This is a genomic window from Alienimonas chondri (assembly GCF_013036045.1).
In the GTDB taxonomy this organism is placed as follows: Bacteria; Planctomycetota; Planctomycetia; order Planctomycetales; family Planctomycetaceae; genus Alienimonas; species Alienimonas chondri.
Window position 1 is genome coordinate 1 of record NZ_WTPX01000280.1, and the last position, 3139, is coordinate 3139.

The 3139-nt window shown below is 69.0% G+C and carries 2 protein-coding genes; both read left to right on the plus strand.

The genetic code is table 11. From position 1 onward, the window contains the following. Positions 1–2484, plus strand: a 2484-nt coding sequence (gene infB / locus LzC2_RS20925; protein WP_171189969.1) for a translation initiation factor IF-2, incomplete at its 5' end; no start/stop codon positions are given. Positions 2485–2576: 92 nt separating this feature from the next. Continuing rightward, positions 2577–3139: 30S ribosome-binding factor RbfA (gene rbfA / locus LzC2_RS20930; RefSeq protein WP_171189970.1), on the plus strand; the 563-nt coding region annotated here is incomplete at its 3' end.

The window sequence follows — 3139 nt, forward strand, 5'->3', positions numbered from 1 at the left end:
GCTCCGAAGCCAGCAGCGGCCCCGCCGGAAACCAAGGCCGCCGCCTCCGAGCCGGCCAAACCCGCGGCCCCGGCGGCTCCGCAGCGGCCGGCCAAGCCGGGCGGTTCGCTTCGCGATCGCATGCGGAGCAGCGGTCCCCGGGAGATGACGGCGATCGGCGTCGTTCAGACCACCAAGAAAGCGCGGGAGCGGAAGCGTCCGCAGATCGCCAGCCCCGCGGTCGCTCGTCCGCCCGAACCCGCCGCCCCGGTTCGTCCGGGCAACAAGGGCAAGGCGAAGCCCTCGGACGAGCCGAAGGCTCAGAAGCCCGAAGTGCGGCTCACCAAGGAGATGATGGACAGCCAGAGTCCGCTGTCCCGTCACGTCATCGGCGTGGCGACCGGCCAACGGAAAAGCGCCCTCCGCGGCGGCGCCGGCAAGGCGGACGCCAAGAGCCTGCTGGAACAGCGCCGGCTCGAACAACTCAAACGGGTCGAAGACCAGCGTCGCCGGCGTCGTCCGCGAGCCGGCGGGGGCTTCCCGCCCGGCATGCGTCGCCGTCGCAGCCGCAATCGGGCGCCGGTTGAATACGAGAACGAAGCCGTCGCCACCGTGCCGATCACGGTGCGGAGCCTCTCGGAGGACATGGGTCGCCCCGCGAACAGCATCCTGCAGGTGCTGTTCAAGGCCGGCCGCATGGCCACGATGAACGACTCGCTCACCGAGGAAGAAGCGCTCGAGATCGCGCTGGAGCTCGGCGTCGAACTGGAGATCAAGTCCGGCCGCGACCTCGAGGCGGAACTCGAAGCGCTGCTGGAGATGGACGAGGACGAAGGTGCGTTGGCGCCCCGTCCGCCGGTCGTCACGATCCTCGGCCACGTCGACCACGGCAAAACCACGATGGTCGACCGCCTCCGCAGCGGGAACACCGCTGCGGGCGAAGCCGGCGGCATCACGCAGCACATCGCCGCGTACCAGGTGACGCACGACGGCAAACCCGTCACCTTCGTCGACACCCCCGGTCACGCCGCCTTCGGCGAGATGCGGGCCCGCGGGGCGAACGTGACGGACCTCGTCATCCTCGTCGTCGCCGCCGACGACGGCGTCATGCCGCAGACCGAAGAGGCCATCTCCCACGCGAAAGCGGCGGAGGTGCCGATGATCGTCGCCCTCAACAAGATCGACCTGCCCGGCGTCGACGAACAGAAGGCGTTGCAGGGGCTGGCCCATCAGGACGTGCTCCCCGCGGAATGGGGCGGCGACGTCGAAGTCGTGCGGACCTCCGGCGAGACCGGCCAAGGCCTGGACGACCTGCTGGAGACGATCCAGCTGACCGCGGAACTGAACGAGTACAAGGCGAACCCCGACCGCGACGCGGTCGGCACCTGCCTCGAAGCCTTCCGCAACGAAGGCCGCGGGCCGGTCTCCTGGTTCATCGTGCAGAACGGCACGTTGAAAGTCGGCGACGTCGTGCTGTGCGGCAGCGCCTACGGCAAGGTGCGGTCGATGTACGACGATCAGGATCGGCCGATCAAATCGGCCGGTCCCAGCACCCCCGTCAAAGTGTCGGGGCTGGACGAAGTGCCCGAAGCCGGCGCCCACTTCTTCGTGCTGAAGAGCCTCGACGACGCCCGCGAATTGGCCGAGAGCCGTAAGTTCGTCGGCCGCAGCGAGGAGCTGGCCAGCATGAACCAGCGTCCGCAGACGTTCGAGGAGATCATGGCCGCCGCTCGCGGCGAGTCCGAGACGACCGATCTGCCGCTGATCCTCAAGGCGGACACGCCGGGTTCGCTGCAGGCGTTGAAGGCCGAGCTGATGAAGCTCGACAACCCCGAGGTTCGCGTGCGGCTCAAGCACAGCGGCGTCGGTCCGGTCAACGAATCCGACGTCAGCCTCGCGGACGCCTCCGCGGCGGTCATCATCGCCTTCCACACGGAGACCGACGGCAAGGCCGAGCAGTTGGCCGACCGGGAGGGCGTCGAGATCCGCGACTACCAGATCATCTACGAGGTGATCGACGACATCCGCGGCGAGTTGGAAGGGTTGCTCAAACCCGAGCAGCGGGAGATTCCCACCGGCCGCGCCTTGGTGCTGGCCACCTTCAAGACCTCCAAGTTCGGCACGATCGCCGGTTGCCGGATGCTGGGCGGCACGATCGCCCGGGACAACCGCTGCCGCGTGGTGCGGGATCAGGAAGTCATCGGGGACTACGACATCGCCTCGCTTCGCCGCGAGAAGGACGACGTGAAGGAAGTCCGCGAGGGCTTTGAGTGCGGTATCCGGCTCAAGCGGTTCAACGACGTTCGCGAAGGCGACCTGCTGGAGGCGTACCGCGTCGAGGAAGTGAAGCGGACGCTCGAACAGGCCGAGGCGGAGGCGAAAGCCGCCGAGCAGGCCCGCGAACTGGCCGCCCTCGAGGCCGAGGCGCTCGGCGAGGACGCCCCGACCAACCCGGACGCCCCCAAGCCGGTCGTTCGCCAGTTCCGCGGTCGTCGCGGCCGGTAAGCCCGCTTTCCGGCACGCCGAGGCTCCGCGGAGCCTCGGCGTGAACTTGCCCCTTCCACCCCGTACGTTCACCTTCCACCCGTCCCCCCGCGTTGGCGAAGTCCCGAAAACTGGCGAAGCTGAACCGGGCGGTCCGGGAAGTGGTCAGCACGCAGGTGCTGTTCCGCATCCGCGACCCGCGCGTGCGGGGCGTGACCGTGCTGGATGCCGACGTCGCCCCCGACGGCCGCACCGCCAAGGTGTACGTGTCCGTGTTGGGCGATGAAGCCGCGGAGGACCGGGCGATCGAGGGTCTCGAAAGTGCCAAGGGGTTCTTCCAGGCGAAGATCGCGGAGCGGTTGGAGACCCGCTACACCCCGGTGCTGACGTTCGTCGCCGACGGCGGGGTGAAGCGGAGCATCGAGATCAGCCGGTCGTTGCAGGAAGCGACCGGCCGCAGCCTCGCTGAGCCGGATCCGCCCGCCCCTGAACCGTTCGACTTCAAATCGGAGAACGCCGGCGAAGCGAACGCGGACGATACGGACGAGGAACAGGCCGACGGGGTGAGCGACGGCTCGACCGCGACTCCTCGCGACGCCTTCGCCCTGCCGGACCCGACCTCCCCGATGGAACCGGCCCCCGCCCCGGACCGTCCGGACGGCGAATACACGCCGCC